Raw genomic sequence first — 22,544 nt, forward strand, 5'->3', positions numbered from 1 at the left:
ACTCCGGTGAGGCGGCATGAAACAGGCGCCGTCAACTTCTAACCGGGATACTGCGTCGATGTTGACGCAAATGGTGCAGCGCCTGCCGCTGTCGGACGTGCATTTTCGCCGTATCAGCCAGTTGATTTATCAACGCGCCGGCATCGTGCTGGCGGAGCATAAGCGCGAGATGGTTTACAACCGCCTGGTGCGCCGGTTGCGGCTGTTGGGATTGCACGATTTCGGCGATTACCTGGCGCTGCTGGAAAGCGATCCGAACAGCGCGGAGTGGCAGGCGTTCATCAACGCGCTGACCACCAACCTGACGGCATTTTTCCGCGAGGCGCATCACTTCCCGATCCTGGCGGAGCATGCGCGCTCGCGGCCGAACGGCTACAGCGTCTGGAGCACCGCGGCCTCGACCGGCGAAGAGCCGTATTCGATCGCCATCACGCTGAGCGATGCCCTGGGGCAGCGGGCCGGCAGTTGCCAGGTCTGGGCCAGCGACATCGATACGCAGGTACTGGAAAAAGCGGAGGCGGGCGTTTACCGCCAGGAAGATCTGCGCACCCTGACGCCGACCCAAATGCAGCGCTATTTTCTGCGCGGCACCGGTCCGCATCAGGGGCTGGTGCGCGTGCGGCCGGAGTTGGCGGCGCGAGTGAACTTTCAGCCGCTGAATCTGCTGGCGCCGGAGTGGGCGCTGCCGGGGCAATTCGACGCCATTTTTTGCCGCAACGTCATGATCTATTTCGATAAGGCGACGCAGGAGCGCATCCTGCGCCGCTTCGTTCCCTTGCTTAAGCCGGGGGGGCTGATGTTCGCCGGCCACTCCGAGAATTTCAGCCAGATCAGCCGGGATTTCTACTTGCGTGGGCAGACCGTGTATGGGCTGACCAAGGAGAGGTAATGAGTAAAATCAGAGTGTTATGCGTAGACGATTCGGCACTGATGCGCCAGCTGATGACGGAAATCGTGAACGGCCATCCCGACATGGAAATGGTGGCGACCGCGCCGGATCCGCTGGTGGCGCGCGATCTGATCAAAAAATTTAATCCTCACGTGCTGACGCTGGACGTCGAGATGCCGCGCATGGACGGGCTGGATTTCCTCGAGAAGCTGATGCGCCTGCGGCCGATGCCGGTGGTTATGGTCTCTTCGCTGACCGGCAAAGGCTCGGAAATCACGCTGCGCGCGCTGGAACTGGGCGCGGTGGATTTCGTCACCAAACCGCAACTCGGCATTCGCGAGGGCATGTTGGCCTACAGCGAGCTGATTGCCGAGAAGATCCGCACCGCGGCCAGAGCGCGCCTGCCTCAGCGCTCCAGCAGCCCGGCGCCGGCGATCCTCAGCCATGCGCCGCTGCTGAGCAGTGAAAAACTGATTGCCATCGGCGCCTCCACCGGCGGCACGGAAGCGATCCGCCAGGTGCTGCAGCCGCTGCCGGCTACCAGCCCGGCGCTGCTGATCACCCAGCACATGCCGCCGGGTTTCACCCGTTCGTTCGCCGAGCGGCTGAACAAGCTGTGCCAGATCACGGTGAAAGAAGCGGAGGACGGCGAGCGCGTGCTGCCGGGCCACGCTTACATCGCCCCGGGGGACCGCCATCTGGAGCTGACGCGCAGCGGCGCCAACTATCAGGTGAAGCTGCATGACGGCCCGGCGGTCAACCGCCATCGCCCCTCGGTCGACGTGCTGTTCCGCTCGGTGGCGCAATACGCCGGCCGCAATGCGGTGGGGGTGATCCTCACCGGCATGGGCAACGACGGTGCGGCGGGGATGCTGGAGATGCACCGCGCCGGGGCCTATACCCTGGCGCAGAACGAGGCGAGCTGCGTGGTGTTCGGCATGCCGCGCGAGGCGATCGCCAGCGGCGGCGTCAGCGAAGTGGTCGAGCTGGACAGGATGAGCCAGCGCATGCTGGCGCAGATCGCCGGCGGCCAGGCATTGCGCATTTGATTTCAGTCCGCAGGGTCTTCCCGGCGGCGATATGACCCAGGTTAGCCGTGCGGCGGCCTGCGGTTTTGCATCATTAAACGGTTAACTATTTCAGGAGTAACAATGGCAGACAAGAACCTCAGATTTCTGGTTGTGGACGATTTTTCCACCATGCGCCGCATCGTCAGAAATTTGCTCAAAGAGCTGGGCTTCAACAACGTCGAAGAAGCTGAAGACGGCGCGGATGCGCTGAACAAGCTGCGCGCCGGCGGTTTCGACTTCGTGGTGTCCGACTGGAACATGCCGAACATGGACGGGCTTGAGCTGTTGCAAACCATCCGCGCCGACAGCGCGCTGGCCGCGATGCCGGTACTGATGGTGACCGCGGAAGCCAAGAAAGAAAATATCATCGCGGCGGCGCAGGCCGGCGCCAGCGGTTATGTAGTAAAACCATTTACGGCGGCAACGCTGGAAGAAAAGCTCAACAAGATTTTTGAAAAATTGGGCATGTAAGGAGAGGGCGATGAGAGACATTCCAATGCCTGCCAGCGATGCAGCGACCGCGGGAGAGATCATCTCCCGCATCGGCCAACTGACCCGAATGCTGCGCGACAGCATGCGCGAACTGGGGCTCGATCAGGCGATCGCCCAGGCGGCAGAGGCGATCCCGGATGCGCGCGACCGTCTTGACTATGTCGTAACCATGACGGCGCAGGCGGCGGAACGGGCGTTGAACTGCGTAGAGGCGGCGCAACCGCGCCAGGCGGAGCTGGAATCCGGCGCCAACGCGTTGAAAGGGCGCTGGGACGAGTGGTTCGCCAATCCCATCGAACTGGACGACGCGCGTTCTCTGGTCAACGACACGCGCCAGTATCTGGATCAGGTGCCGGGCCATACGGCTTTCACCAACGCCCAGCTGCTGGAGATCATGATGGCGCAGGACTTCCAGGATCTGACCGGTCAGGTGATCAAGCGCATGATGGACGTGGTACAGGAGATCGAAAAGCAGCTGCTGATGGTGCTGATGGAAAACATGCCGGAGCAGCCGGTGAAGGAAAAACGGCCGAACGACAGCCTGCTGAACGGCCCGCAGCTCGACCAGAACGGCGTCGGCGTGATCGCCAATCAGGCGCAGGTCGACGATCTGCTCGACAGCCTCGGTTTCTGAGGCCTTTCGGGGCGCGCGCCGGCGCGCCCCGACCCCCCCCCCCCCCGACAACAAGCCACGTCGTTTTGGTCTCATCCCCTAAATAACCCGCCTTTTTCCCCGTTGTTCCCCCAATGACATCGCCAATTTTTTGGCATGCTGACCGCCATTCTTTACCCTCCCGACACAGGAACGGCGTTTCGTGGCTGAAGACAGCGATCTGGAAAAAAGCGAGGCCCCCACGCCCCACAGGCTGGAAAAGGCGCGTGAAGACGGCCAGATCCCGCGCTCGCGCGAGCTGACCTCGGTACTGATGCTGCTCTCGGGCCTGGCGATTATCCTGATGTCCGGCAGCAACATGGCGCAACAGCTGGCGGCGATGCTCACGCAAGGTCTGAACTTCGATCACGGCATGGTCAGCAACGATAAACAGATGCTGCGCCAATTGGGCATGCTGCTGCGCCAGGCGGTGCTGGCGCTGCTGCCGATCATGGCGGGGCTGGTGCTGGTGGCGCTCGCCGCGCCGATGCTGTTGGGGGGCATCTTGTTCAGCGGCAAGTCGATCAAGTTCGATTTGAAGCGGCTGAACCCGCTATCCGGGTTGAAGCGCATCTTTTCCAGCCAGGTGCTGGCCGAGCTGCTGAAAGGGATCCTGAAAGCGACGCTGGTCGGTTGGGTGACTGGCCTCTATCTGTGGCACAACTGGGCGGCGATGCTGCATCTGATGACCCAGCAGCCGCTCGATGCGCTGGGCAACGCGCTGCAGATGATTCTGTTCTGCGGTTTTCTGGTGGTGCTGGGGTTGACGCCGATGGTGGCGTTCGACGTGTTTTATCAGCTGTGGAGTCACTTCAAGAAGCTGAAGATGACCAAGCAGGATATTCGCGACGAGTTCAAAGACCAGGAAGGGGACCCGCACGTCAAGGGACGCATTCGTCAGCAGCAGCGGGCGATCGCCCGGCGCCGCATGATGGCCGACGTGCCCAAGGCGGACGTGATCGTCACCAACCCGACGCACTACGCCGTCGCGTTGCAGTACAACGACAAAAAAATGAGTGCGCCGAAAGTGCTGGCCAAAGGGGCCGGCGAAATCGCCTTGCGCATTCGCGAACTCGGTGCGGAACACCGCATCCCGATGCTGGAGGCGCCGCCGCTGGCGCGCGCGCTGTATCGGCACAGCGAGATCGGCCAGCATATTCCGGCCACCCTGTATGCCGCGGTCGCCGAGGTGCTGGCCTGGGTGTACCAGCTGCGCCGCTGGCGGCGCGAGGGCGGCCTGATCCCGAAAAAACCTGAACGTTTACCGGTGCCGGAAGCACTGGATTTTGCAAAAGAGAGTGACTCTGATGGCTAATTTGGCCTCCCTGCTTCGTTTGCCGGGCAATTTTAAAGATACGCAGTGGCAGGTGTTGGCCGGCCCGGTGCTGATCCTGCTGATCCTGTCGATGATGGTGTTGCCGTTGCCGGCGTTTATCCTCGACCTGCTGTTTACCTTCAACATCGCGCTGTCGATCATGGTGCTGCTGGTGGCGATGTTCACCCAGCGCACGCTCGAATTCGCCGCCTTCCCGACCATCCTGCTGTTCTCCACATTGCTGCGTTTGTCGCTCAACGTCGCGTCGACACGCATCATCTTGCTGGAGGGGCACACCGGCTCCGCCGCCGCCGGCCGCGTGGTGGAAGCCTTCGGCCACTTCCTGGTGGGGGGCAACTTCGCCATCGGCATCGTGGTGTTCATCATCCTGGTGCTGATTAACTTTATGGTCATCACCAAAGGTGCGGGGCGTATCGCCGAAGTGGGCGCGCGTTTCGTGCTGGACGGCATGCCGGGCAAACAGATGGCGATTGACGCCGATCTGAACGCCGGCCTGATCGGTGAAGACGAAGCGAAGAAACGCCGCGCCGAAGTGACCCAGGAGGCCGACTTTTACGGCTCGATGGACGGCGCCAGTAAATTCGTGCGCGGCGACGCCATCGCCGGCCTGATGATCATGGTGCTGAACGTAGTCGGCGGCCTGTTGGTCGGCGTGGTGCAACACGGCATGGAGCTGGGGGCGGCGGCGGAAAGCTATACGCTGCTGACCATCGGTGACGGCCTGGTGGCGCAGATCCCGGCATTGGTGATCTCCACCGCCGCCGGCGTCATCGTCACCCGCGTCGCGACCGATCAGGACGTCGGCGAGCAGATGGTGGGCCAGCTGTTCAACAATCCGCGCGTGATGCTGCTGAGCGCCGGGGTGCTGGGGCTGCTGGGCCTGGTGCCGGGCATGCCGAACCTGGTGTTCCTGCTGTTTACCGCGGCTCTGTTGGGCCTCGCCTGGTGGCTGCGCGGCCGTGAACAACAGGCGCCGAAAACGGTGGAAGATCCGGTGATGCCGGAGAATCCGCAGGCCGCCGAAGCCAGCTGGGCCGACGTGCAGTTGGAAGATCCGCTGGGGATGGAGGTGGGCTACCGGCTGATTCCGATGGTCGATTTTCAGCAGAACGGCGAACTGCTGGGCCGTATCCGCGGCATCCGCAAGAAATTCGCCCAGGACATGGGCTATCTGCCGCCGGTGGTGCACATTCGCGACAACCTGGAACTGCCGCCTGCCAGCTACCGTATCCTGATGAAAGGCGTCGAGATCGGCAGCGGTGAAGCGCAGCCGGGCCGCTGGCTGGCGATCAACCCCGGCAATGCCGTAGGCGAGCTGGCGGGAGACAAAACCGTCGATCCGGCCTTTGGGCTCGAGGCGGTATGGATCGACAGCGCCTTGCGCGAGCAGGCGCAGATCCAGGGCTTTACCGTGGTGGAGGCCAGCACCGTGGTGGCGACACACCTCAATCACCTGATCGGCCAGTTCGCCAGCGAGCTGTTTGGCCGCCAGGAGACCCAACAGCTGCTGGATCGCGTGTCGCAGGAGATGCCGAAGCTGACCGAAGACTTCGTGCCGGGCGTGGTGTCGCTGACGACGCTGCACAAAGTGCTGCAAAATCTGCTCGCCGAGCGCGTTTCCATTCGCGATATGCGCACCATCGTCGAAACGCTGGCGGAACACGCCCCGGCGCAGAGCGATCCTTATGAATTGACCACCGTGGTGCGAGTGGCGCTAGGCAGGGCGATCACGCAGCAGTGGTTCCCGGGCAACGGCGAGATTCAGGTTATCGGCCTGGATACCCAGTTAGAGCGTCTGTTGCTGCAGGCGTTGCAGGGCGGCGGCGGCCTGGAGCCGGGGCTGGCCGATCGTCTGTTGGATCAGGCACGCCAGGCGTTGCAGCGGCAAGAAATGCTCAGCGCGCCGCCGGTGCTGCTGGTCAACCATGCGCTGCGGGCCTTGCTGGCGCGCTTCCTGCGTCGCAGCCTGCCGCAGATCGTGGTGCTGTCCAATCTGGAGATTAACGACGATCGCCAGATTCGCATGACCTCGACCATCGGAGCGGCCTGATGAAACGCTGTCTGTTCGTATTTTGTTTGCTGGCTCCGCTCGCCGCCGGCGCGGTGTCCGGCTCCTGGGTGGCTGAAGGGGCGGGGGGCACGCTGGAACAGGGCGGGATGCGCGATGAATCCGCCGCTTTGCGGCCGCCGAACGCGCTGCCGGACGCCAACGCGCGCATCACCAGCGTCAGCTGGCGCTACCGTTTGCTGGGGCCGGAACCGGTGGGCCTGCAGGCCCAGCTCTGCACGGTAAACCGCTGCATTCCACTGGGCGGCGGCAGCGGCAGCAGCAATGGTCTGCAGGGCGAACCGGCCAATGCGGAATTGCGCTTTGTCTATTACGTGCAGTCGCAAGGCGGGCTGAATCCGCCGCTGCGGGTGATTGGCAATCAGGTGATCGTCAATTATCAGTAACATCAGGCCAGAATTTGCAGGCCGTTGCGTTCCACCAGCGTCAGCAGTTTCATCGCGGCGGAGTTCGGTTGCGCTTCGCCGCGCTCCCATTTCTGCACCGCTTTTTTGCTGACGTTGAGATACAGCGCAAACACCGGCTGACTGACGTTTTCCCGTTCGCGCAGCGCGCGGATCTCGGCCGGCCCGAACTGTTTCACCGGCCGCAGACACAGCATGTCGAAGGTGCGCATGGTCACGTCATCGACGAAACCGGCGCGATGCAGGCCCTGAACTTCCTGGTGGATCTCGGCAAGAATTTTACTCATCGCTTAGCCTCCGTAATTCCTTGTTGTTGACCAGCTGGTAGAGTCTGAATGGCGAATAATCCAGATACAGCGCAGCCAGATGTTTCAATCCTTGTAACTCATCCTCACTGATGTTTTCTCTCTCACTTTTGGCAAAGCCGCGCATAAAAAACAGGCGGTCTTCATCGCGAAAAACGATCAGTACCCGATAGCCGCCACGTTTGCCCGCACCAGCCCGAGCGATGCGCTTTTTGTATACGCAACCGCCAAGATTGGCATCGTACAGCTGATGTTGCATCTCTCGCGCCGCTTTCACTATCGTGGCGTCGCTAATGCGCTCGCGTGCGGCAAAACCCTGAAAGGTTTTGGTGAGATAAATGTCGGCCATTCGCTCTCCCTGCGAATCTATACCCTCTAAGGGTATATTTCAAGTGGTTTAAAAATAACCACAGGGTGACAAGAGGCCAAAGAGAAAGAAACAGCCAAATTCACGCCATGCGCAGCCTGACGCAAAGCCTTAAGTGAATTCAAAGAGTGATAGGGAGAAAATGCGACGGGATGCGCAGAAGCCGGTGAACGCATGCCCGGTGATAGGCTCACCGGGCAAATGAGTCAGGTCAAACGCCGATTTTTCTGCCGAGCAGGCTGCCGGCGTGCGACTGGCCGTCCGGGCCATACAGCGATTTGTTGTTTTTACTGAGGATGGCCAGCGCCTGAGCGTTATGGTCGATCTGCTGATTGAGCAGCAGACCGTTGTGCTGGTTCTTTTCGCGCAGCGTTTGGCTCAGCAATTGAACGCGCTGCCAACGATCGGCCAGGGGCGCTTGGCTGGCATAGGGCGCGCGTTGCCCGCAGGTTTTTTCCTGCCCCAGGCGCTGTTGCTCGAGATAAGCGACCGTCGCCAGCAGTTGGCTTTTGGCATCGGTGACGCGCTGCAAGGCCACGCCCGGCAACTGGCCGGAGCACAGCAAGTCGTGCTCTTCCTCCAGCACACCATTGAGCGCCTGCAGCGTTTCCAACAGTTTATCCAGCAGTTGTGCCAGCTTTTCCATAGTAATGACTTATCCTTTACCGCTATTCGCCGCGCGCTGTCAGTCGCGTCCGGCGATCCATTGAACATCGCTCTGCGCGTCTTGCAGCAGCGCATCGGCGATTTTGCCGGCGTCCATCTTCAGTTCACCGTTGCGGATCGCCTGTTTGATGGCCTCGACCCGACCCATATCGATATCCTGGGTGCCCGGCTGCATCAGGCGCGCCTGCGCCTCGCTCAGTTTGACCTGCGTGCCGCTGACGGCGGTTTCGGCCACGGCGGCCTTGCGCGGCTGGAGCGGGTTGTCGGCCGGGGTTTCACGCGGTTGCACAGTGGAAACCGGCTGTAACCGCTGGGTGCGATCGATACTCATGGTCCATCTCCGTTTACGCCGTCGCCGCTCGCGGGCGACGACGCTGCAATGAAAGTGTTGCGGCCCTGGTGGCCAATAAAATGCTGCTTGATTTGTCTTATCGGCAAGGTTGGCGGAACCTTTACTTTTTTATAACGTAATGCGGATCGCGCCGTCGTCCCCGACCACGCCGCTGACGATCTGCCCGGAGGCCATGCGTACCCGCACGCTGTCTTCGGCGGCGGCGTTGTTCATCGCCTTACCCGCACCGCTGATGCTGAATCCTTCGCCCTGTGCGTTGACCTGCACCGGTTGCCCAGCCTTGATAATCCAGGCGCGGCGCAGCATGGCGAGGGTCAGCGGCTGACCGGGGCTGATGTTGCGCAGGCTGACGGCGCCTAACGCTTTGCCCGCTTCGGTCAGCGCGCGCGGCGGAAGGGTATCGAGCCGGCCCTGTTTCAACGCCAGATCCGCCGCCGTCAACCGGCTGCCGGCGCTGATGCCGCGCGCCGAAACGAGATAGCGGCCGAACACCTGCACCTGCGTCTGGATAAAACGCCGCTCCTGGCCACAGCGCGCCGAAATGCTGACGTTGCCGCCGATCCGCGCGTTGGGCGACAGCGACAGCTGCGGCAGTTCGCAAGCGGGCCATTGGTTCGGCGGCGTGCGCACCCGCACTTTTACCTGTACCGGTTCGCCGCTGAACTTGCCTTGGATGAAGCTTTCGATTTGCGTCGCCAGATCGTCGGCGCGCGCGTTCAGACTGCACAGCAGGCCGATAAGCAGCAGCATTTTACCTTTCATCGTCATCTTCTCAAGCTTCATCGGGATACGCGTAAGTGTACCCGCAGCGCGCGCAGGCTAAGCAGATAAATAGCGCCCCATTTTGCGTTTATTCCCGCGATAGGGTGGCGCAGGGGGCGTTTATGCTGTCGACTCCAAATTCTAACCTCGCGGAGGGAGCATGCTCGACAAACTGGACGCGGCTCTGCGCTTTGGCCAAGAGGCGCTGAACTTGCGCGCCCAGCGGCAGGAAATTCTGGCCGCCAACATCGCCAACGCAGACACACCGGGTTATCAGGCGCGAGATATCGATTTCGCCAGACAATTGAACAAAGTACTGGAGCAGGGGCGCGTCAGCGGCAACGGCATGGCGCTGAACCTGACGGCGGCGCGCCACATCCCGGCGCAGACCCTGCAGCCGCCACAGCTTGATCTGCTGTTCCGAGTGCCGGACCAGCCGTCGATGGACGGCAATACGGTGGACATGGATCGCGAACGCACCAACTTTGCCGATAACAGCTTGAAATATCAGACCGACCTGACGCTGCTCAACGGGCAGATCAAAGGGATGATGTCCGTGCTGCAACAAGGATAAGGCGCATGTCTTTACTGAATATTTTTGATATCTCCGGCTCGGCGTTATCGGCGCAATCCCAGCGCATGAACGTCAGCGCCAGCAACATGGCCAACGCCGACAGCGTGACCGGCCCGGACGGTGAACCTTACCGCGCCAAGCAGGTGGTGTTCCAGGTCGCGGCGGCGCCAGGGCAGCCGACCGGCGGCGTGCGCGTCGCCCAGGTGGTGGACGATCCGGCGCCCGAGCGCCTGGTGTATCAGCCGGGCAACCCGCTGGCGGACGCCAAGGGGTATGTGCGCATGCCGAACGTCGACGTGGTGGGGGAAATGGTCAACACCATCTCCGCTTCCCGCAGCTACCAGGCCAACGTCGAGGTGCTCAACACCACCAAGTCGATGATGATGAAAACCCTGACGCTGGGTCAGTAACCGGAGATTTCCATGGCTATCGCCGCAACCACCAACGAGTCGTTGGACAACACCGTCATCGGTAACAACAGCAAGACCACCAACAGCCAGGATCTGCACAACAGCTTCCTGACGCTGCTGGTCGCGCAGTTGAAAAACCAGGATCCGACCAATCCGATGCAGAACAACGAGCTGACGTCGCAGCTGGCGCAGATCAACACCGTTCAGGGTATCGAAAAGCTTAACACCACGCTGGGGTCGATCTCCGGCCAGATCAACAGCAACCAGTCGCTGCAGGCCACTGCGCTGATCGGTCACGGCGTGATGGTGCCGGGCAACAATATTCTGGTCGGCAGCAAGGACGGCAAGGTCAGCACCACGCCGTTCGGCGTGGAACTGGAGCGCGCCGCCGATCAGGTGACCGCCACCATCACCAACGCCAGCGGGCAGGTGGTGCGCACCATTGAAATTGGCGGCCTGACCGCCGGCGTGCACGCCTTCACCTGGGACGGCTCGCTGGATGACGGCTCCACCGCGCCCGACGGCGCCTACAAAGTGGCGATTAACGCCAAAGGCAACGGCGAGCAGCTGGTGGCGCGCAGCCTGCACTTCGGGCTGGTGAACGGCGTGATCCGCGACGGCAACGGCGCCAAGCTGGATCTCGGCCTGGCGGGCAACGCCACCCTGGAAGACGTGCGACAGATCTTATAACCCTAAGCATCAGGCTCAATCGGACGATAGCCTGACCACTATTCGGAGAATAACATGGCCTTTTCTCAGGCAGTCAGCGGCTTGAACGCGGCAGCAACCAACCTGGACGTGATCGGTAACAACATCGCCAACTCCGCGACCGCGGGCTTCAAATCCGGCAGCGTCTCCTTTGCCGACATGTTCGCCGGTTCGCAGGTCGGGCTGGGCGTCAAAGTGTCCGGCATCACCCAGAACTTCAAGGGCGGCACCACCACCGGCACCAGCCGCGCGCTGGATGTGGCCATCAACGGCAACGGCTTTTTCCGCATGCAGGATAAAGACGGCGGCATCTTCTATACCCGCAACGGCCAGTTCAAACTGGACGAGAACCGCAACCTGACCAACATGCAGGGCCTGCAGCTGACCGGTTACCCGGCGGCCGGTTCCCCACCGACCATCCAGCAGGGCGCCAACCCGGTGCCGCTGAGCATTCCCGAAGGCATGATGAACGCCAAGGCGTCCACCTCCGGCGAGATGGTGGCCAACCTGAAGTCCACCCATAAAGTGCCGGAGAACAAGACCTTCGATCCGACCAAACAGGACAGCTACAACTACGTCAACACCATCACCGCCTACGACTCGCTGGGCAACGCGCACAACATCAACGCCTACTTCGTGAAGACAGCGGACAACAAGTGGCAGGTCTATACCCAGGACGGCAGCGCGGCGCCGGTTGATGCCGGCACCATGGAGTTCAGCACCAGCGGCAATCTGGTGAAAACCACCAGCACCAACGGCGCGCCAGGCGAGTTCAGCATGGTGATCCCGATGGCCGCCAAAGACGGCGCGCCGGCGCAAAACTTCACCCTGAGCTTCGCCGGCAGCATGCAGCAGAACGTAGGCAGCGACTCGGTGAGCAAGGTGGCGCAGGACGGCTATGCCGCCGGTGAATACACCAACTTCCAAATTAACAACGATGGCACCGTCGTTGGGATCTACTCCAACCAGCAGACTCAGGTGCTGGGCCAGATCGTCATGGCCAACTTCTCCAACCCGGAAGGGCTGGCGTCGCAGGGCGATAACGTTTGGCAGGAAACCGGCGCGTCCGGCCAGCCACGCGTTGGTCTGTCGGGCGGCGGCGGCTTCGGCAAGCTGACCAGCGGCGCGCTGGAGTCATCCAACGTCGATCTGAGCCAGGAGCTGGTGAACATGATCGTCGCACAGCGTAACTACCAGTCCAACGCCCAGACCATCAAGACGCAGGACTCCATCCTGCAGACGCTGGTTAGCCTGCGCTGATAGGGCCGAGTTATGGATCACGCGATTTATACCGCGATGGGCGCGGCGCGCCAAACGCTGGAACAGCAATCCATTACCGCCAACAACCTGGCCAATGCGTCGACGCCGGGCTTTCGCGCCCAGCTTGCCGCGTTGCGCGCGGTGCCGGTCGACGGTCCGAGCCTGGCGACCCGCACCTTGGTGACTGCCTCGACGCCGGGCGCCGACATGAGCCAGGGCGCGCTGAACTACACGGCGCGCCCGCTGGACGTGGCGCTGCAGCAGGATGGTTTTTTGGCGGTGAGCCTGCCGGGCGGCGGTGAGGCTTACACCCGCAACGGCAACATTCAGATTTCCTCCACCGGGCAGTTGACGGTGCAGGGATTGCCGGTGATGGGCGACGGCGGGCCGATCGAGGTGCCGCCGTCGGCGGAGATCACCATCGCGGCCGACGGCACCATTTCGGCGCTTAACGCCGGCGATCCGCCGAACACCATCGCGCAGATTGGCCGCCTGAAGCTGGTGAAGGCCGATGCGCGCGAAGTGATGCGCGGTGACGACGGGCTGTTCCGCCTGACGCCGGAAACCCAACAGCAGCGCGGCAATCAGTTGCAAAACGATCCGCAGGTGCGAGTGATGCCGGGCGTGCTGGAGGGCAGCAACGTCAAACCGATGGAGACCATGGTCGACATGATCGCCAACGCCCGCCGTTTTGAAATGCAAATGAAGGTCATCCACAGCGTGGATGAAAACGAACAGCGTGCCAACTCACTGCTCTCAGTGAGCTAAGCAGCAAGGAAATAACCGATGATTCCATCCTTATGGATTGCCAAAACCGGTCTGGACGCGCAGCAGACCAACATGGACGTGATCGCCAACAACCTGGCGAACGTCAGCACCAACGGCTTCAAGCGCCAGCGTGCGGTATTTGAAGATCTGCTGTACCAGACCATGCGTCAGCCGGGCGCGCAGTCTTCCGAGCAGACTACGCTGCCTTCCGGTCTGCAGATCGGCACCGGCGTGCGTCCGGTGGCGACCGAGCGCCTGCACAGCCAGGGCAACCTGTCGCAGACCAACAACAGCAAAGACGTCGCCATCAAGGGGCAGGGTTTCTTCCAGGTGATGCTGCCGGACGGCACCCAGGCCTACACCCGCGACGGGTCGTTCCAGATCGATCAGAACGGCCAGCTGGTCACCTCCAGCGGTTTCCAGGTGCAGCCGGCGATCACCATTCCGGCGAACGCGCTGTCCATCACCGTCGGCCGCGACGGCATCGTCAGCGTCACCCAGCAGGGGCAGACCGCCGCTCAGCAGGTGGGCCAACTGACGCTGACGACCTTTGTCAACGACAGCGGTCTGGAGAGCGTGGGCGAGAACCTGTATCAGGAAACCGAAAGCTCGGGCGCGCCGAACGAGAGCACGCCGGGGCTGAACGGCGCCGGTCTGCTGTATCAGGGCTACGTGGAGACCTCCAACGTTAACGTGGCGGAAGAGCTGGTCAACATGATCCAGACTCAGCGCGCTTACGAGATCAACAGCAAAGCGGTATCGACCTCCGATCAGATGCTGCAAAAGCTGACGCAACTGTAATCTGTCCTTGACGGGCCCGGCATGCCGCGCCCGTCATTCTCTTTCGTGAAACAAAGGCGATACCCGTGGTAACCACATATTCGATGGCAATCCTGCCGCGGCAGGGACAACGCTGGCTGGCGGGAATGGTGATGCTGACGCTGAGCGGCTGCGCTTATATTCCGCACAAACCGCTGGTGGACGGCGCGACCACGGCGCAGCCCGCGCCGGCCAGCGCGCCGATGCCGAACGGCTCAATCTTCCAGACGGTGCAGCCGATGAACTACGGCTATCAGCCGCTGTTCGAAGACCGCCGGCCGCGCAACGTCGGCGACACCCTGACCATCGTGCTGCAGGAAAACGTCAGCGCCAGCAAAAGCTCCTCCGCCAACGCCAGCCGCAACGGCGCCAGCAAGTTCGGCGTCGCCACCTCGCCGCGTTACCTCGACGGCCTGTTGGGCAATGCGCGCGCCGATATGGACATTTCCGGCGACAGCACCTTCGGCGGCAAGGGCGGCGCCAACGCCAACAACACCTTCAACGGCACCATTACGGTGACGGTCAACCAGGTACTGGCCAACGGCAACCTGCACGTGGTGGGGGAAAAGCAGATCGCCATCAACCAGGGCACCGAATTTATCCGCTTCTCCGGCGTCGTCAACCCGCGCACCATCAGCGGCAACAACTCGGTGACCTCGACGCAGGTGGCGGACGCGCGTATCGAATACGTCGGCAATGGCTATATCAACGAAGCGCAGACCATGGGCTGGCTGCAGCGCTTCTTCTTAAATGTTTCACCGTTCTAAGGATTGACTGATGCTGAAAAAATGGTTTATCGCGCTGTGCGTCGGGCTGGTGTGCTTGCCGGCGGCGGCGGAGCGCATCCGCGATCTGGTGACGGTGCAGGGCGTGCGAGACAACGCCCTGATCGGCTACGGCCTGGTGGTGGGGTTGGACGGCTCCGGCGACCAGACCATGCAGACGCCGTTTACCACTCAAAGCCTGAGCAACATGCTGTCGCAGCTGGGCATCACCGTGCCGCCGGGCACCAACATGCAGCTGAAAAACGTGGCGGCGGTGATGGTGACCGCCAAACTGCCGCCGTTCTCGCGCGCCGGGCAGAATATCGACGTGGTGGTTTCTTCGATGGGCAACGCCAAGAGCCTGCGTGGCGGCACCCTGCTGATGACGCCGCTCAAAGGCGTGGATAACCAGGTTTATGCGCTGGCGCAGGGCAACGTGCTGGTGGGCGGCGCGGGCGCGGCGGCCGGCGGCAGCAGCGTGCAGGTCAACCAGTTGGCGGGCGGGCGCATCAGCAACGGCGCCACCATCGAACGCGAGCTGCCGACCACCTTCGGCAGCGGCGGGGTGCTTAACCTGCAGCTGAACGACGAAGATTTCACGCTGGCGCAGCAGATCAGCGACGCCATCAACCGCCAACGCGGCGGCGGCACCGCGACGCCGCTCGACGCCCGCACCATTCAGGTGCTGGTGCCGCAGGGCAACAGCTCTCAGGTGCGCTTCCTGGCGGAGATTCAAAACATCACCGTCAACGTCGGCGCGATGGACGCCAAGGTGATCATCAACTCGCGCACCGGGTCGGTGGTGATGAACCGCGATGTGATCCTCGATTCCTGCGCCGTCGCCCAGGGCAACCTGTCGGTGGTGGTCGATCGGCAGAACACCGTCAGCCAACCGACGACGCCGTTCGGCGGCGGCCAGACGGTGGTGACGCCTAACACCCAGATCTCGGTGCAACAGCAGGGCGGATCGCTGCAGAAGGTGAATGCCAGCGCCAACCTGAACAATGTGATCCGCGCGCTGAACGCGCTGGGTGCCACGCCGATCGATCTGATGTCGATCCTGCAGGCGATGCAGAGCGCCGGCTGCCTGCGCGCCAAGCTGGAAATCATCTGATGGCCGGCGATCTGATGGCGATGTCGGGCGCGGCCTATGACGCCCAGGCGCTGAACGGCCTGAAGTGCGACGCGGCGGCCGACCCGCAGGGCAACCTCAAGCAGGTGGCCCAGCAGGTGGAAGGCATGTTCGTGCAGATGATGCTGAAAAGCATGCGTTCCGCCTTGCCGCAGGACGGGGTGTTGAGCAGCGATCAAACGCGGCTCTATACCTCGATGTACGATCAGCAAATCGCCCAGCAGATGTCGCAAAAAGGGCTGGGGCTGGCCGACATGATGGTCAAGCAGATGAGCAACGCCAACGCGGTGCCGAGTGAAACCGCGGGCCTGTCGCCGATGGCGCTGGACAACGAGGTGCTGCAAACGCTGCCGAACCAGGCGCTGGAGCAGATGGTGCGCCGCGCGATGCCGAAAGCGCCGCCGGCCGCCGCGCCGCTGTCGCTCAACAACGGCAACTTCGTCGCCCGCCTGTCGATACCGGCGAAGGTCGCCAGCCAGCAGAGCGGCATTCCGCATCAGCTGATCGTCGCGCAGGCGGCGCTGGAGTCCGGCTGGGGGCAGCGCGAGATCCCGACCTCAGACGGCACGCCGAGCTACAACCTGTTCGGCATCAAGGCCGGCGGCAGCTGGAACGGGCCGGTAACGGAGATCACCACCACCGAGTTCGAACAGGGCGCGGCGAAGAAGGTGAAGGCGAAGTTCCGCGTTTACGGGTCGTACGTCGAGGCGATCGCCGATTACGTCAAACTGCTGACCAACAACCCGCGCTACGCCGACGTGGCCGCCGCGCGCAGCCCGGAACAGGCTGCGCATGCGCTGCAGCGCGCCGGCTATGCCACCGATCCGCAGTACGCCAGCAAGTTGGTCAGCGTGATTCAGCAGATGAAGAGCGCGGGGGAGCAGGCGGTGAAAGCTTACACCCACGATCTGAAAGACTTGTTCTAAATCCCCGTCATTCTTGACGCCGCAGCGGCGCCAATTATTTAGGGGATAGGCGGCAATGGAGGCTGGCTGGATGCTGACCACATTGCCGCTTTTTTTCCTCAAGTTCTTCTCATTTTTGCCGATAACCGAAACAGGCTGAGCGAACAGGCTCAGCAGCTCAATTAAGAACCCTGTGGGCCGCCGGCGCCGCAGCATAAGGAATTCCGATGTCCAATAGCTTAATCAATACCGCGATGAGCGGGCTGAATGCGGCTCAGGTGGCGCTCAGTACCGTCAGCAACAACATCTCCAACTACAACGTGGCGGGCTACAACCGCCAGACCGCGATCCTGGCGCAGAACGGCGGCATGGCCACCATGAGCGGCTTTATCGGCAACGGCGTGACCGTCACCAGCGTCAACCGCGAGTACAACCAGTTCATCACCAACCAGCTGCGCGGCGCACAAAGCGCGTTCGGGGCGCAAAATGCCTATTACGAGAAGATTTCACAGATCGACAACCTGTTGGCGAGCAAGACCAACCCGCTGTCGACCAACATGCAGGACTTTTTCACCAACCTGCAGAACCTGGTGAGCAACGCCGGTGACGACGCCGCGCGCCAGACGGTGCTGGGCAAGGCTAACGGCCTGGTGAACCAGTTCAACAACACTGATAAATTCCTGCGCGACATGGATAACGGCGTTAATCAACAGATCAGCGATACGGCGCAGCAGATCAACAGCTACGGCCAACAGATCGCCAAACTGAACGACGAGATCACCCGTTTGCGCGGCAGCGCCGCCGGCGAGCCGAATGCGTTGCTGGATCAGCGCGATCAGCTGGTCACCGAATTGAATCAGCTGGTGGGCGTACAGGTCACGCAACAGGACGGCGACGCCTATACCGTCTCCTTCGCCAACGGCTTGACCCTGGTGCAGGGCAGCAACACCTATCAGGTGGAAGCCGTGCCTTCCAGCAGCGATCCTTCCCGTCTGACCATCGGCTATAACCGCGGCAACGGCGCCAGCGAAGTGCCGGAAGGCCAGATCACCAGCGGCACGCTGAGCGGTGTGCTGAAATTCCGCAGCGAAACGCTGGACGGCGTGCGCAATCAGCTGGGCCAGTTGGCGCTGGCGATGGCGGACAGCTTTAACCAGCAGCATCGCGCCGGCTTCGATCTGAACGGCGATGCGGGCGGCGACTTCTTCAGCTTCAGCGGCGGCCGGGTGGTGGATAACACCCGCAACACCGGCGACGCGTCGCTGTCGGTCTCTTACACCGATACCGGCAAGGTGAAGGCCAACGATTATCGCGTCGAGTTCGACGGCAGCAGCTGGCAGGTGAGCCGCCTGCCGGACAACGTGAAAGTCAACGCGACGCCGGGCACCAGCGCCGACGGCAAGCCGACGCTGAACTTCGACGGGTTGGAAGTGAGCATCGACGGCAATGCGCAGGCCAAAGACAGCTTCACCGTGAAGCCGGTCAGCGACGTGGCGGGCAATCTGAAAGTGGCCATCACCGATTCGTCCAAGATCGCCGCCGCCGGTAAAGACGACAGCGGCCGCGGCGATAACGAAAACGCCAAGAAGCTGCTGGATCTGCAAACCAAAAACCTGGTGGACGGCAAGGCGACCCTGAGCGGCGCTTACGCCGGCATCGTCAGCGGCGTCGGCAACCAGACCGCTGCCGCCAAGGCTATCGCCACCTCGCAGGCCAAGATCGTCACGCAGCTGGGCGCGCAACAGCAGTCGATGTCCGGCGTCAACCTTGACGAAGAGTATGGCGAGCTGCTGCGTTTCCAGCAGTACTACATGGCCAACGCGCAGGTGATTCAGACCGCCAGCTCGCTGTTCGACGCGCTGCTGAATATTCGTTGATTTCATTGTTAATCGGCGCCGATAACGGCGCCGGTCGCTCAGAGTAAGGAACCCACAGCATGCGCATGAGCACCAGCATGATGTACCAACAGAACATGAACGGCATCACGGGCAACCAGTCGCTGTTCATGAAGGCGGCCGAGCAGCTTTCCTCGGGCAAGCGGGTGATCAACCCGTCCGACGATCCGCTGGCGGCGTCGCGCGCGGTGATGTTGTCGCAATCGCAGGCGGAAAACAGCCAGTACACGCTGGCGCGCACCTTCGCTCGTCAGAACGTGTCGATGGAAGAAACGGTCTTGGCCGGCGCGACCTCCACCATCGCGGACATGAAGGCGCTGATCGTCAATGCCGGCGGCACCGAAAGCGATAACGACCGCCAGTCGTTGGCCACCCAGCTGCAGGGGCTGAAAGATCAGCTGCTGAACCAGGCCAACAGCACCGACGGCAACGGTCGCTATATGTTCGGCGGGTATGTGAACGACAAGGCGCCGTTTGTCGACAACGGCGGCACCGTCAGCTATCAGGGGGGCGACAAGACGGTAGAGCAGAAAGTGGACGCCAACCGCACCATGACCATCGGCCATACCGGCAACGCGGTGTTCATGTCATTGACCAGCAACCCGAAGCCAGAGCCGGACGGCAGCGCGCCGGTCAGCAACATTTTCGAGAGCATCGACATCGCGTTGAATGCGCTGAAAACGCCGCTGCAGGGCGCCGACGAGGCTACCAAGCAGCAGGTGAACGATGCGTTGGCGAAAGCCAACCGCGGCCTGGACAACTCCTACAACAACGTGCTGAGCGTGCGCGCCGAGCTGGGCAGCCAGCTGCAGGAGATGGATCAACTGGACAGCATCGGCAAAGAGCGCGATATGACCAACCAGATCCAGATGAGCGCGCTGACGGATGCCGACCTGGCCGAGTCTATCTCGTCTTATTTCATGCAGCAGGCGGCGCTGCAGGCGTCGTATAAAACCTTCAGCGATATGCAGGGCATGTCGTTGTTCCAGATGAATCGTTAAGAGCAATACCCCGTTGCCTGACCGCGACGGGTTTCCCTTTAGTGCGCTTAGAAAATGCCCTCTCCGCCCCGCGGGGAGGGAGGCTTCTTGAAACCGGGCGCACTCGTTTGGCGCGTCGTTCGTTCTCCCACTACTGACTGAGCGACGCGCCTTTTTTTGTCTGCGTGTTCCCATTCACCTTAAGCCTTAGCGGAAAGGCACGCCGCGATCCCTATCGCCGCCGTTATTGCCGTCACCGGCGCCGCCAATCCGTTGCATTTCTTCTCTGGTCAGTTCTCTCAGCATAGGTCGATCTCCTGTTAACGCGACTTAGCGTTATTTTTAGGGTTGTTATTTTCGATTTGAGATTTGCGGCTCTCATTTAGCAGCCAGCGTATTGGCTTATAGAGGCACTCGGCCAACTTCAATGAGCCAAATAAGGTAAACGGGATGATGACAAAACTATCGACGCCAGGCGGCAGAGCAAATAAACCCCAGGAAAAACCCAGTGTGTTTAAAATAGTGCTCATGATCAAAAGGGCGATGCCGCTGATGAATAAATCACTCAGCTGAAACTTTATCTTCATATTTACACCGTTTATATTTTAGTGAGGCTTGCCGCGTACTGGTAGCAAGGTTGTTTTCAATATAACGCTGGGGAAATAAGGTGGGAAATCGATTTTTCTTGTCAGTGAATAAATAAGGGGTGTGAGTAAATTAAATCATTAATACATTATTTTTAAATTTAACGCAGCAGCCAGGGTGATGTGGCGCGTTATTCCCTTCCTAAGAATAAAGTACACCGGCACGGTTTGCCGGCGAGTGATGAGTGTGGGTCCCGGGCTGCCGATGCGGCGCCGCGTCGAATGACGTTGCAGAAGCCGGATAGGGGCGCAACCCGGAATTTTGCTACAGGTCTTGCGTGATTATTTCTTTTTCTTCACCACTTTCCATTTTCCGCCATCGCTGGTCTCGGTGAAGGAAACTCTAAACTTGTTGCTTTTCCAGTGGGTCAAACCGAATAACCGGCGTGCTTTGCGGTTGCTTTTCGCTTTAATCATGATGTCGCTCCTATGGTTAGCAAAGATCGATGCTGCTCCCTGCAGCCGGCGGGCGCCGGACGCATTTATTTAAGATGCAAGGAATCTGCCGCGCATTTAACTCTGCGTGGCTGCGTTATTTTATTTTTCTCTAATCAATGGTTGTATATTATCGCTGCGGAGACTCACGCGCTGTGGCGATATTTTTGTTACCGGGTCTATTCTAGGTCGGGGTTTTATTTATTCAAGCCGCCGGAGACATTTGAACCTTAATCCGGATAAAAGCCGTTTCTCAGGCTTTTGTCCCAAGAAAACGTTTTTATTGCCATTTTGTCTCAGGCGGAAGAGGGGGGAAGGAAGGGGCCGCACAGGGGATCAGAAGGTCATGCCGCCGATCACCGCCGCCAATCGATCGAACACTTCGCCGAACAGGTGTTCGCAGAACGGCGCCAGCATCGGCATCATCATGCCCAGCGTCATGATGCCGAAGGTCATGGTGACCGGGAAGCCGATCACGAACACCGACAGCTGCGGCGTCATGCGGTTGAGCAGGCCGAGCGCCATGTTGAGCGTCAACAGCAGGCAGATCAGCGGCAGCGCCAGCATCATGCCGTTGATGAAGATCAGCGAGCCGACCTGAGTCAGCACCAGGAAACCGTTGCCGTTCAGCGGCTGCGTTTGGACAGGCAGGGTGTGGAAGCTGTCCGCCAGCAGCGAAATCAGCCACAGATGGCCGTCGAAGCTGAGGAACAGCAACATCGCCAGCAGGTTGAGCAGGCGCGCCAGCACCGGCATGTTCGGGCCGCCGCTGGGATCGAAGAAGGTGGCGAACGACAGGCCCATCTGCATGCCGATCACTTCCCCCGCCAGGCGCACCGCCGCGAAGGCGAACTGCATGGTTAACCCCAGCGCCACGCCGATCAGAATCTGCTGAATCGCCAGCCACAGGCCGGCGGCGGAGAAGATGGGGATATTGCTGGCGGGCAGCGTCGGCGCAATCAGGATGACGATCAGCCCGCCAAGGCCGATTTTGACCTTTTTGCTGATTTGCTTTTCGCTGAATATCGGCGCGGTGCTGATCAGCGCCAGAATGCGCAGCAGCGGCCAAAAATAGTGGCTTAGCCAGACGGTGAGCTGGGCGCTGTCGAAAGTGAGCACGGTCAGCCGATCAGGGTAGGCAGGTTGCTGAACAGGGTGCGCATGTAGTCCAGCAACAGGTTCAGCATCCAGGGGCCGGCGATGATGATGGTGGCCACTACCGCCAGAATTTTGGGGATGAACGACAGCGTCATTTCGTTGATCTGGGTGGCGGCCTGCAGCAGGCTGACCACCAGGCCGCTGATGAGCGCCGCCAGCAGCAGCGGGGCGGCCAGCGCCAGCGCCACTTTCATCGCCTCGGTGCCGAGCGCCATAACCGATTCAGGTGTCATCTCGCTTTCTCCGGTCAGGGGTTACGAATAGAAGCTCTGCGCCAGCGAGCCGAGTAGCAGCTGCCAGCCATCGACCAGCACGAACAGCATTAGCTTGAACGGCAGCGAGATGGTGGCCGGCGGCACCATCATCATCCCCAGCGCCATCAATACGCTGGCAACCACCAGGTCGATAATCAGGAACGGAATGAACACCGTAAAGCCGATCTGGAAGGCGGTTTTCAGTTCGCTGGTGACGTAGGCGGGCAGCAGGATGCGCATCGGCACCGCTTCCGGGCCGGCCAGCGGCGGCTGATTGGCCAGTCTGGCGTACAGCGCGAGATCGGTTTCGCGCGTTTGGCGCAGCATGAACTCGCGCAGCGGCTGCGCGCCTTTATCCAGCGCGACCTCCAGTCCGATCTTGTCCTGGCTGAACGGCAGGTAGGCGTCCTGATAGACCTTGTCGAACACCGGCGACATGATGAAGAAGGTCAGGAACAGCGCCAGCCCCAGCATC

At 61.2% G+C, this 22,544-nt stretch carries 28 protein-coding genes; 18 read left to right on the forward strand and 10 right to left on the reverse strand.

The genetic code is table 11. The features are described from left to right. The first annotated feature begins 16 nt into the window (after positions 1-16). From cheR to MMS95_RS21220, 7 genes are all read left to right on the forward strand, one after another. Positions 17-889 (forward strand): protein-glutamate O-methyltransferase CheR, encoded by an 873-nt coding sequence (gene cheR / locus MMS95_RS21190; protein WP_025159837.1) that lies wholly within the window; start codon positions 17-19, stop codon positions 887-889. Then, a complete protein-coding gene (locus MMS95_RS21195; protein WP_242142235.1) occupies positions 889-1,938 on the forward strand; it encodes a chemotaxis response regulator protein-glutamate methylesterase in 1,050 nt (349 codons plus the stop codon). Before cheR ends, MMS95_RS21195 begins: the two co-directional genes overlap by 1 nt. A gap of 102 nt (positions 1,939-2,040) precedes the next feature. Beyond that, entirely contained in the window at positions 2,041-2,430 is a 390-nt protein-coding gene (cheY, locus tag MMS95_RS21200; RefSeq protein ID WP_004934862.1) for a chemotaxis response regulator CheY, read from the forward strand. Positions 2,431-2,440: 10 nt separating this feature from the next. Further along, positions 2,441-3,085 carry a protein phosphatase CheZ gene (gene cheZ, locus MMS95_RS21205; RefSeq protein ID WP_004934858.1) on the forward strand — a complete coding sequence of 215 codons (645 nt, stop codon included), beginning with the start codon at positions 2,441-2,443 and terminating at the stop codon, positions 3,083-3,085. Positions 3,086-3,266: 181 nt separating this feature from the next. Continuing rightward, positions 3,267-4,418: a flagellar biosynthesis protein FlhB gene (gene flhB, locus MMS95_RS21210; protein ID WP_015378261.1), complete on the forward strand. Its 1,152-nt coding sequence runs from the start codon at positions 3,267-3,269 to the stop codon at positions 4,416-4,418. Continuing rightward, a complete protein-coding gene (gene flhA, locus MMS95_RS21215; protein ID WP_021504090.1) occupies positions 4,411-6,489 on the forward strand; it encodes a flagellar biosynthesis protein FlhA in 2,079 nt (692 codons plus the stop codon). Before flhB ends, flhA begins: the two co-directional genes overlap by 8 nt. After that, a complete protein-coding gene (locus MMS95_RS21220; RefSeq protein WP_242142237.1) occupies positions 6,489-6,893 on the forward strand; it encodes a flagellar protein FlhE in 405 nt (134 codons plus the stop codon). The genes flhA and MMS95_RS21220 overlap by 1 nt, the downstream gene beginning before the upstream one ends. Positions 6,894-6,895: 2 nt before the next feature. Here MMS95_RS21220 and MMS95_RS21225 read toward each other — a convergent pair whose 3' ends face one another. From MMS95_RS21225 to flgA, 5 genes are all read right to left on the reverse strand, one after another. Further along, complete coding sequence (locus MMS95_RS21225) at positions 6,896-7,198, reverse strand: DNA-binding transcriptional regulator (RefSeq protein WP_015378258.1); 303 nt, start codon at positions 7,196-7,198, stop codon at positions 6,896-6,898. Next, positions 7,191-7,565 carry a type II toxin-antitoxin system RelE/ParE family toxin gene (locus tag MMS95_RS21230; protein WP_242142239.1) on the reverse strand — a complete coding sequence of 125 codons (375 nt, stop codon included), beginning with the start codon at positions 7,563-7,565 and terminating at the stop codon, positions 7,191-7,193. Before MMS95_RS21230 ends, MMS95_RS21225 begins: the two co-directional genes overlap by 8 nt. 229 nt (positions 7,566-7,794) lie before the next feature. Next, positions 7,795-8,229: a flagellar export chaperone FlgN gene (flgN, locus tag MMS95_RS21235; RefSeq protein WP_004934835.1), complete on the reverse strand. Its 435-nt coding sequence runs from the start codon at positions 8,227-8,229 to the stop codon at positions 7,795-7,797. A gap of 39 nt (positions 8,230-8,268) precedes the next feature. Beyond that, positions 8,269-8,580, reverse strand: coding sequence for a flagellar biosynthesis anti-sigma factor FlgM (gene flgM / locus MMS95_RS21240; protein WP_004934832.1), 312 nt, complete (start codon positions 8,578-8,580; stop codon positions 8,269-8,271). 129 nt (positions 8,581-8,709) lie between these two features. Further along, positions 8,710-9,363, reverse strand: a complete 654-nt coding sequence (gene flgA / locus MMS95_RS21245) for a flagellar basal body P-ring formation chaperone FlgA (RefSeq protein ID WP_015378257.1) — start codon at positions 9,361-9,363, stop codon at positions 8,710-8,712. Positions 9,364-9,523: 160 nt separating this feature from the next. On the opposite strand from flgA, the gene flgB reads away from it, so the two are divergent. The 11 genes from flgB to flgL all read left to right on the forward strand — a co-directional run bounded on the left by flgB (position 9,524) and on the right by flgL (position 19,599). Continuing rightward, positions 9,524-9,937 carry a flagellar basal body rod protein FlgB gene (gene flgB / locus MMS95_RS21250; RefSeq protein ID WP_242142241.1) on the forward strand — a complete coding sequence of 138 codons (414 nt, stop codon included), beginning with the start codon at positions 9,524-9,526 and terminating at the stop codon, positions 9,935-9,937. 5 nt (positions 9,938-9,942) lie between these two features. Beyond that, positions 9,943-10,347 carry a flagellar basal body rod protein FlgC gene (gene flgC, locus MMS95_RS21255; RefSeq protein WP_004934826.1) on the forward strand — a complete coding sequence of 135 codons (405 nt, stop codon included), beginning with the start codon at positions 9,943-9,945 and terminating at the stop codon, positions 10,345-10,347. Between the two features lie 12 nt (positions 10,348-10,359). Continuing rightward, entirely contained in the window at positions 10,360-11,037 is a 678-nt protein-coding gene (gene flgD / locus MMS95_RS21260; RefSeq protein WP_004934824.1) for a flagellar hook assembly protein FlgD, read from the forward strand. A 54-nt stretch (positions 11,038-11,091) separates the two neighbouring features. Further along, positions 11,092-12,315, forward strand: coding sequence for a flagellar hook protein FlgE (gene flgE / locus MMS95_RS21265; RefSeq protein WP_033632746.1), 1,224 nt, complete (start codon positions 11,092-11,094; stop codon positions 12,313-12,315). 12 nt (positions 12,316-12,327) lie between these two features. After that, the gene (locus MMS95_RS21270) at positions 12,328-13,083 is read left to right on the forward strand and encodes a flagellar basal body rod protein FlgF (protein ID WP_060421516.1); all 756 of its coding nucleotides are present in this window, start codon (positions 12,328-12,330) and stop codon (positions 13,081-13,083) included. An 18-nt stretch (positions 13,084-13,101) separates the two neighbouring features. Next, positions 13,102-13,884 (forward strand): flagellar basal-body rod protein FlgG, encoded by a 783-nt coding sequence (gene flgG / locus MMS95_RS21275; protein WP_004934819.1) that lies wholly within the window; start codon positions 13,102-13,104, stop codon positions 13,882-13,884. Positions 13,885-13,967: 83 nt separating this feature from the next. Continuing rightward, positions 13,968-14,669: a flagellar basal body L-ring protein FlgH gene (gene flgH, locus MMS95_RS21280; RefSeq protein WP_004934817.1), complete on the forward strand. Its 702-nt coding sequence runs from the start codon at positions 13,968-13,970 to the stop codon at positions 14,667-14,669. A gap of 10 nt (positions 14,670-14,679) precedes the next feature. Continuing rightward, entirely contained in the window at positions 14,680-15,780 is a 1,101-nt protein-coding gene (locus tag MMS95_RS21285) for a flagellar basal body P-ring protein FlgI (RefSeq protein WP_004934816.1), read from the forward strand. Continuing rightward, positions 15,780-16,724, forward strand: a complete 945-nt coding sequence (gene flgJ, locus MMS95_RS21290; RefSeq protein ID WP_242142244.1) for a flagellar assembly peptidoglycan hydrolase FlgJ — start codon at positions 15,780-15,782, stop codon at positions 16,722-16,724. The genes MMS95_RS21285 and flgJ overlap by 1 nt, the downstream gene beginning before the upstream one ends. Positions 16,725-16,930: 206 nt before the next feature. Beyond that, the gene (flgK, locus tag MMS95_RS21295) at positions 16,931-18,580 is read left to right on the forward strand and encodes a flagellar hook-associated protein FlgK (protein ID WP_015378251.1); all 1,650 of its coding nucleotides are present in this window, start codon (positions 16,931-16,933) and stop codon (positions 18,578-18,580) included. A gap of 59 nt (positions 18,581-18,639) precedes the next feature. Further along, positions 18,640-19,599, forward strand: a complete 960-nt coding sequence (gene flgL / locus MMS95_RS21300; RefSeq protein WP_049240618.1) for a flagellar hook-associated protein FlgL — start codon at positions 18,640-18,642, stop codon at positions 19,597-19,599. A gap of 299 nt (positions 19,600-19,898) precedes the next feature. Here flgL and MMS95_RS21305 read toward each other — a convergent pair whose 3' ends face one another. From MMS95_RS21305 to fliP, 5 genes are all read right to left on the reverse strand, one after another. Then, positions 19,899-20,165 (reverse strand): hypothetical protein, encoded by a 267-nt coding sequence (locus MMS95_RS21305; protein WP_015378248.1) that lies wholly within the window; start codon positions 20,163-20,165, stop codon positions 19,899-19,901. Between the two features lie 339 nt (positions 20,166-20,504). Continuing rightward, complete coding sequence (gene sra / locus MMS95_RS21310; RefSeq protein WP_013813483.1) at positions 20,505-20,639, reverse strand: stationary-phase-induced ribosome-associated protein; 135 nt, start codon at positions 20,637-20,639, stop codon at positions 20,505-20,507. 354 nt (positions 20,640-20,993) lie between these two features. Beyond that, complete coding sequence (gene fliR / locus MMS95_RS21315) at positions 20,994-21,776, reverse strand: flagellar biosynthetic protein FliR (RefSeq protein ID WP_021504085.1); 783 nt, start codon at positions 21,774-21,776, stop codon at positions 20,994-20,996. A 2-nt stretch (positions 21,777-21,778) separates the two neighbouring features. Further along, a complete protein-coding gene (gene fliQ / locus MMS95_RS21320; RefSeq protein ID WP_004934803.1) occupies positions 21,779-22,048 on the reverse strand; it encodes a flagellar biosynthesis protein FliQ in 270 nt (89 codons plus the stop codon). A gap of 21 nt (positions 22,049-22,069) precedes the next feature. Then, the coding region (gene fliP / locus MMS95_RS21325) for a flagellar type III secretion system pore protein FliP (protein WP_242142246.1) at positions 22,070-22,544 on the reverse strand (475 nt) is incomplete at its 5' end.

This window comes from Serratia sp. PGPR-27 (genome assembly GCF_022678525.1).
GTDB lineage: Bacteria > Pseudomonadota > Gammaproteobacteria > Enterobacterales > Enterobacteriaceae > Serratia > Serratia nematodiphila.